3 tRNA genes and 3 rRNA genes are annotated in these 5,258 nt (G+C 52.5%); all 6 read left to right on the forward strand.

From position 1 onward, the window contains the following. Window positions 1–103 precede the first annotated feature (103 nt). Window positions 104–177, forward strand: a tRNA-Gly gene (locus tag ACFVQG_RS38605). Between the two features lie 97 nt (window positions 178–274). Next, window positions 275–1,823: ribosomal RNA gene (locus ACFVQG_RS38610) — 16S ribosomal RNA — on the forward strand. Window positions 1,824–1,923: 100 nt separating this feature from the next. After that, window positions 1,924–2,000: transfer RNA gene (locus ACFVQG_RS38615), tRNA-Ile, on the forward strand. Between the two features lie 14 nt (window positions 2,001–2,014). Further along, window positions 2,015–2,090 (forward strand) — tRNA-Ala (locus tag ACFVQG_RS38620). Between the two features lie 82 nt (window positions 2,091–2,172). After that, a 23S ribosomal RNA gene (locus tag ACFVQG_RS38625) occupies window positions 2,173–5,102 on the forward strand. Between the two features lie 50 nt (window positions 5,103–5,152). After that, window positions 5,153–5,258 (forward strand): 5S ribosomal RNA (gene rrf, locus ACFVQG_RS38630); the annotation flags it as partial.

Genomic DNA, 5,258 nt, shown 5'->3' on the forward strand with positions numbered 1-5,258 from the left:
AAGAATTTTTTTCGACAAATTATTTAACATTACCTTGACGAAAAAAAAATAAACATGTAATATTAGAAACGTCAAAGCGGTACTGACAAAAAAGAATTTTGATGCGGGTGTAGTTTAGTGGTAAAACCTCAGCCTTCCAAGCTGATGTCGTGAGTTCGATTCTCATCACCCGCTCCATTATAATGATCTTTGAAAACTAAACAAGACAAAACGTACCTGTTAATTCAAAGTTTTAAATAAATCGCACAGCGATGTGCGTAGTCAGTCAAACACTTTATCGGAGAGTTTGATCCTGGCTCAGGACGAACGCTGGCGGCGTGCCTAATACATGCAAGTCGAGCGGACAGATGGGAGCTTGCTCCCTGATGTTAGCGGCGGACGGGTGAGTAACACGTGGGTAACCTGCCTGTAAGACTGGGATAACTCCGGGAAACCGGGGCTAATACCGGATGGTTGTTTGAACCGCATGGTTCAGACATAAAAGGTGGCTTCGGCTACCACTTACAGATGGACCCGCGGCGCATTAGCTAGTTGGTGAGGTAACGGCTCACCAAGGCAACGATGCGTAGCCGACCTGAGAGGGTGATCGGCCACACTGGGACTGAGACACGGCCCAGACTCCTACGGGAGGCAGCAGTAGGGAATCTTCCGCAATGGACGAAAGTCTGACGGAGCAACGCCGCGTGAGTGATGAAGGTTTTCGGATCGTAAAGCTCTGTTGTTAGGGAAGAACAAGTGCCGTTCAAATAGGGCGGCACCTTGACGGTACCTAACCAGAAAGCCACGGCTAACTACGTGCCAGCAGCCGCGGTAATACGTAGGTGGCAAGCGTTGTCCGGAATTATTGGGCGTAAAGCGCGCGCAGGCGGTTTCTTAAGTCTGATGTGAAAGCCCCCGGCTCAACCGGGGAGGGTCATTGGAAACTGGGGAACTTGAGTGCAGAAGAGGAGAGTGGAATTCCACGTGTAGCGGTGAAATGCGTAGAGATGTGGAGGAACACCAGTGGCGAAGGCGACTCTCTGGTCTGTAACTGACGCTGAGGAGCGAAAGCGTGGGGAGCGAACAGGATTAGATACCCTGGTAGTCCACGCCGTAAACGATGAGTGCTAAGTGTTAGGGGGTTTCCGCCCCTTAGTGCTGCAGCTAACGCATTAAGCACTCCGCCTGGGGAGTACGGTCGCAAGACTGAAACTCAAAGGAATTGACGGGGGCCCGCACAAGCGGTGGAGCATGTGGTTTAATTCGAAGCAACGCGAAGAACCTTACCAGGTCTTGACATCCCTGACCACTCTAGAGATAGGGTTTTCCCTTCGGGGACAACGGTGACAGGTGGTGCATGGTTGTCGTCAGCTCGTGTCGTGAGATGTTGGGTTAAGTCCCGCAACGAGCGCAACCCTTGATCTTAGTTGCCAGCATTCAGTTGGGCACTCTAAGGTGACTGCCGGTGACAAACCGGAGGAAGGTGGGGATGACGTCAAATCATCATGCCCCTTATGACCTGGGCTACACACGTGCTACAATGGGCAGAACAAAGGGCAGCGAAACCGCGAGGTTAAGCCAATCCCACAAATCTGTTCTCAGTTCGGATCGCAGTCTGCAACTCGACTGCGTGAAGCTGGAATCGCTAGTAATCGCGGATCAGCATGCCGCGGTGAATACGTTCCCGGGCCTTGTACACACCGCCCGTCACACCACGAGAGTTTGTAACACCCGAAGTCGGTGAGGTAACCTTTTGGAGCCAGCCGCCGAAGGTGGGACAGATGATTGGGGTGAAGTCGTAACAAGGTAGCCGTATCGGAAGGTGCGGCTGGATCACCTCCTTTCTAAGGATTTTAACGGAATATAAGACCTTGGGTCTTATAAACAGAACGTTCCCTGTCTTGTTTAGTTTTGAAGGAACTTTGATTCTTTCATATGGTAGATGGGCCTGTAGCTCAGCTGGTTAGAGCGCACGCCTGATAAGCGTGAGGTCGGTGGTTCGAGTCCACTCAGGCCCACCATCTTTACCCAATACGGGGCCTTAGCTCAGCTGGGAGAGCGCCTGCCTTGCACGCAGGAGGTCAGCGGTTCGATCCCGCTAGGCTCCACCAACGTGTTCTTTGAAAACTAGATAACAGAAGTAATTCACATTCAATTAGTAATGCAAGATATCACGTAGTGATTCTTTTTAACGGTTAAGTTAGAAAGGGCGCACGGTGGATGCCTTGGCACTAGGAGCCGATGAAGGACGGGACGAACACCGATATGCTTCGGGGAGCTGTAAGCAAGCTTTGATCCGGAGATTTCCGAATGGGGAAACCCACCACTCGTAATGGAGTGGTATCCATATCTGAATACATAGGATATGAGAAGGCAGACCCGGGGAACTGAAACATCTAAGTACCCGGAGGAAGAGAAAGCAAATGCGATTCCCTGAGTAGCGGCGAGCGAAACGGGACTAGCCCAAACCAAGAGGCTTGCCTCTTGGGGTTGTAGGACACTCTATACGGAGTTACAAAGGAACGAGGTAGATGAAGAGGTCTGGAAAGGCCCGCCATAGGAGGTAACAGCCCTGTAGTCAAAACTTCGTTCTCTCCTGAGTGGATCCTGAGTACGGCGGAACACGTGAAATTCCGTCGGAATCCGGGAGGACCATCTCCCAAGGCTAAATACTCCCTAGTGACCGATAGTGAACCAGTACCGTGAGGGAAAGGTGAAAAGCACCCCGGAAGGGGAGTGAAATAGATCCTGAAACCGTGTGCCTACAAGTAGTCAGAGCCCGTTAACGGGTGATGGCGTGCCTTTTGTAGAATGAACCGGCGAGTTACGATCCCGTGCAAGGTTAAGCAGAAGATGCGGAGCCGCAGCGAAAGCGAGTCTGAATAGGGCGAATTGAGTACGTGGTCGTAGACCCGAAACCAGGTGATCTACCCATGTCCAGGGTGAAGTTCAGGTAACACTGAATGGAGGCCCGAACCCACGCACGTTGAAAAGTGCGGGGATGAGGTGTGGGTAGCGGAGAAATTCCAATCGAACCTGGAGATAGCTGGTTCTCTCCGAAATAGCTTTAGGGCTAGCCTCAAGGTAAGAGTCTCGGAGGTAGAGCACTGATTGGACTAGGGGCCCCTACCGGGTTACCGAATTCAGTCAAACTCCGAATGCCAATGACTTATCCTTGGGAGTCAGACTGCGAGTGATAAGATCCGTAGTCGAAAGGGAAACAGCCCAGACCGCCAGCTAAGGTCCCAAAGTATACGTTAAGTGGAAAAGGATGTGGAGTTGCTTAGACAACCAGGATGTTGGCTTAGAAGCAGCCACCATTTAAAGAGTGCGTAATAGCTCACTGGTCGAGTGACTCTGCGCCGAAAATGTACCGGGGCTAAACGTATCACCGAAGCTGCGGACTGTTCTTCGAACAGTGGTAGGAGAGCGTTCTAAGGGCTGTGAAGCAAGACCGGAAGGACTTGTGGAGCGCTTAGAAGTGAGAATGCCGGTATGAGTAGCGAAAGAGGGGTGAGAATCCCCTCCACCGAATGCCTAAGGTTTCCTGAGGAAGGCTCGTCCGCTCAGGGTTAGTCGGGACCTAAGCCGAGGCCGAAAGGCGTAGGCGATGGATAACAGGTTGATATTCCTGTACCACCTCCTCACCATTTGAGCAATGGGGGGACGCAGGAGGATAGGGTAAGCGCGGTATTGGATATCCGCGTCCAAGCAGTTAGGCTGGGAAATAGGCAAATCCGTTTCCCGTGAAGGCTGAGCTGTGATGGCGAGCGAATTATAGTAGCGAAGTTCCTGATTCCACACTGCCAAGAAAAGCCTCTAGCGAGGTGAGAGGTGCCCGTACCGCAAACCGACACAGGTAGGCGAGGAGAGAATCCTAAGGTGAGCGAGAGAACTCTCGTTAAGGAACTCGGCAAAATGACCCCGTAACTTCGGGAGAAGGGGTGCTCTGTTAGGGTGAAAGCCCGAGAGAGCCGCAGTGAATAGGCCCAGGCGACTGTTTAGCAAAAACACAGGTCTCTGCGAAGCCGTAAGGCGAAGTATAGGGGCTGACGCCTGCCCGGTGCTGGAAGGTTAAGAGGAGCGCTTAGCGTAAGCGAAGGTGCGAATTGAAGCCCCAGTAAACGGCGGCCGTAACTATAACGGTCCTAAGGTAGCGAAATTCCTTGTCGGGTAAGTTCCGACCCGCACGAAAGGCGTAACGATCTGGGCACTGTCTCAACGAGAGACTCGGTGAAATTATAGTACCTGTGAAGATGCAGGTTACCCGCGACAGGACGGAAAGACCCCGTGGAGCTTTACTGCAGCCTGATATTGAATGTTGGTACAGCTTGTACAGGATAGGTAGGAGCCTTGGAAACCGGAGCGCCAGCTTCGGTGGAGGCATCGGTGGGATACTACCCTGGCTGTATTGACCTTCTAACCCGCCGCCCTTATCGGGCGGGGAGACAGTGTCAGGTGGGCAGTTTGACTGGGGCGGTCGCCTCCTAAAAAGTAACGGAGGCGCCCAAAGGTTCCCTCAGAATGGTTGGAAATCATTCGCAGAGTGTAAAGGCACAAGGGAGCTTGACTGCGAGACCTACAAGTCGAGCAGGGACGAAAGTCGGGCTTAGTGATCCGGTGGTTCCGCATGGAAGGGCCATCGCTCAACGGATAAAAGCTACCCCGGGGATAACAGGCTTATCTCCCCCAAGAGTCCACATCGACGGGGAGGTTTGGCACCTCGATGTCGGCTCATCGCATCCTGGGGCTGTAGTCGGTCCCAAGGGTTGGGCTGTTCGCCCATTAAAGCGGTACGCGAGCTGGGTTCAGAACGTCGTGAGACAGTTCGGTCCCTATCCGTCGCGGGCGCAGGAAATTTGAGAGGAGCTGTCCTTAGTACGAGAGGACCGGGATGGACGCACCGCTGGTGTACCAGTTGTTCTGCCAAGGGCATCGCTGGGTAGCTATGTGCGGACGGGATAAGTGCTGAAAGCATCTAAGCATGAAGCCCCCCTCAAGATGAGATTTCCCATTCCGCAAGGAAGTAAGATCCCTGAAAGATGATCAGGTTGATAGGTCTGAGGTGGAAGTGTGGCGACACATGGAGCTGACAGATACTAATCGATCGAGGACTTAACCAATTTGAATGTATGCTTACTGTTATCTAGTTTTGAGAGAACACTCTCAATGGTTTGGTGGCGATAGCGAAGAGGTCACACCCGTTCCCATACCGAACACGGAAGTTAAGCTCTTCAGCGCCGATGGTAGTTGGGGGTTTCCCCCTGTGAGAGTAGGAC

This window comes from Streptomyces sp. NPDC057877 (assembly GCF_042796855.1).
Classification (GTDB): domain Bacteria; phylum Actinomycetota; class Actinomycetes; order Streptomycetales; family Streptomycetaceae; genus Streptomyces.